This window comes from Burkholderia sp. Ac-20379, assembly GCF_017104645.1.
Classification (GTDB): domain Bacteria; phylum Pseudomonadota; class Gammaproteobacteria; order Burkholderiales; family Burkholderiaceae; genus Burkholderia.
Genome location: NZ_JAAGPF010000595.1, coordinates 1 through 2427, shown reverse-complemented (window position 1 = coordinate 2427; position 2427 = coordinate 1). Strand labels below are relative to the sequence as shown.

At 70.6% G+C, this 2427-nt stretch carries 2 protein-coding genes; one reads left to right on the top strand and one right to left on the bottom strand.

All coding sequences use genetic code 11. The features are described 5' to 3' along the window. Nucleotides 1-371 (bottom strand): rhombosortase (rrtA, locus tag G3N92_RS33065; RefSeq protein ID WP_206131718.1); only part of this gene is annotated, 371 nt, incomplete at its 3' end. 164 nt (nucleotides 372-535) lie between these two features. Here rrtA and G3N92_RS33060 point away from each other — a divergent pair. Next, nucleotides 536-2427, top strand: a 1892-nt coding sequence (locus tag G3N92_RS33060) for an ExeM/NucH family extracellular endonuclease (protein WP_206131717.1), incomplete at its 3' end; no start/stop codon positions are given.

Here is a 2427-nt window from a genome sequence, read left to right as displayed (position 1 = left end):
CCGCGGCGCGCCAGCGACGCGAGCCCGAGCACCGCGAGCGCATAAATCACGCCCGACAGGCCCACGTAGCGCTCGACGCCGGGCGCGAACGCCCACAGCAGCGCGCCGACGAGCGCGGCCAGCCCCGCGAGCGCCGGGGCGGCGCGATGCCGCCGCGCCACGAGCGGCGCGCACGCCGCCAGACACGCCAGGTTCAACAGCGCATGCCGCCAGCCCAGATGCACGAAATGCGCGCCGACGAGCCGCCAGAGCTGGCCGTCGCGCAGCGCGGCGCGATCGAACGCGAGCGCATCGCGCCACGCGGCCGGCAGGGCCTGCACGGCGGCCAGCATCAGCGCCGCCGCCCACCAGCCGGCCAGGCGCGCGGTCATGCCCCGTTTCCCCGCATCGATGCCCCCTCGATCCATGACGCCAGCGTACCTGCGCGCGACACCCGGCACACCCTGGCCGGATGGCCAGGTTTGTTCAGTTCATTACATTTCACTGTCAATATTCGTCCGTAGCCTTACGCATTCTTTCAATAACGAAAACTGCCATGAACCTAGCCATTCCGCGTTTCGTTCTCGTGTCGCTGGCCGCCGCGCTGGCATCGCTGCCCGTGCAAGCGGCCGTCGTCAGCGCCGGTTGCGGCGGCGGCGCCACGCCGATTGCCGAAATCCAGGGCAACGTCGCGCCGTCGCCGTTGAACCTGCAAACCGTCTCGATCGAGGCCGTGGTCACCGCCGATTACGGCGGCACCGACGGCTTCGGCGGCTTCTTCGTCCAGCAGGCCGACGCGCAGCGCGTCAATCTGCCCGGCGTGTCCGAAGGCCTGTTCGTCTACGCGCCCAAGCTGCGCGCCACCGCCGGCGATCTCGTCCACCTGACGGGCAAGGTCGAGGAGAAGTACGGGCAGACGCAGCTCACGCTGTCGGGCGCGATCGCCGTATGCGCGAGCGGCCAGCACGTCACGCCGGCCACGCTCACGCTGCCGGTGGCCGATGCGTCGGCGTTCTCCGCAGTGGAAGGCATGCTGGTGCGCGTGCCGCAGAAGCTGACGGTCAGCGAAGTCTACGAACTGGGCCGCTACGGCAGCGTGCTGCTGAGCAACGGCCGCCTGTCGGTGCCCACCAACGCGGTCGCGCCGGCCGAGGCCAAGGCGCGCGCCGCCGCCAACGCGCTGAACCGCCTGATCCTCGACGACGGCTCGAACAAGCAGAACCCGGCCAGCGTGCCGTATCCGGCGCCGGGCCTGTCGGCCGCGAACACGATGCGGGTGGGCTATACGGTCGAGAACGTCGAGGGCGTGATGGAGATGCGCTACAGCGCGTGGCGCCTGCAGCCGGTGCCGGGCTCGGCCGTGCCGGCCTTCGACGCCTCGGGCAACCCGCGCGGCCCGGCGCCCGCGCGCCACCCGCAGGCCGACGTGCGGGTGGCCTCGTTCAACGTGCTCAACTACTTCAACGGCGACGGCCAGGGCGCCGGCTTCGACGCGCCCGACAACCGCGGCGCGCCCACCTACGCGGAATTCCAGCGCCAGGAAGCAAAGATCGTCAGCGCGATCACGGCGCTGCAGCCGGACGTGATCGGCCTGATGGAAATCGCCAACAACGGCTACGGCGATCTGAGCGCGGTGCGCCAGCTCGCGGCGCGGCTCGGCGACAACTGGCGCGTGGTCGACCCCGGCGTCGACAAGCTCGGCGGCGACGCGATCAAGGTCGCGCTGCTCTACAACAGCCGCTCGGTCGAGCCGGTCGGCCACGCGGCCACGCTCGCGATCGACAACAAGAACCGCCAGCCGCTCGCGCAAACCTTCCGCCGCATCGGCGGCGCGCGCCCGGTGACGGTGGTGGTCAATCACCTGAAGTCGAAGGGCTGCACGGACGCCACCGGCCTCGATGCGGATCAGGGCGACGGCCAGAGCTGCTGGAACCCCACCCGCGTGCGCGCGGCCGGGCTGGTCGCCGACTGGCTGGCCGGCAACCCCACCGGCGTGGAAGGCGCGGGCGTGCTGCTGATCGGCGACATGAACAGCTACGCGAAGGAAGATCCGATCGCGCTGTTCGAGGCGCGCGGCTATACCAACCTCGCGGCGCGCTTCATCGGCGACAGCGCCTACAGCTACGTGTACAGCGGCGAAACGGGCTATCTCGATCACGCGCTCGCATCGGCCGCGCTGCTGCCGCGCGTGAAGGCCGTGCACGAGTGGCACATCAACGCCGACGAGCCGATCGCGCTCGAATACACCTACGCCTACAAGAGCACCGAGCAGCGCACGAGCTATTACGCGGCCGATGCATACCGCTCGTCCGATCACGATCCGGTGGTGGTGGATCTCGCGCTGGCCGATGCGGCCACGCCGGTGGACGACAGCAGCAGCGGCAACCCGGGCGGCTCGCCAGCCACCGGCGGCGGCGCGGCCGACATCTGGCTGCTGCTCGCGCTGGT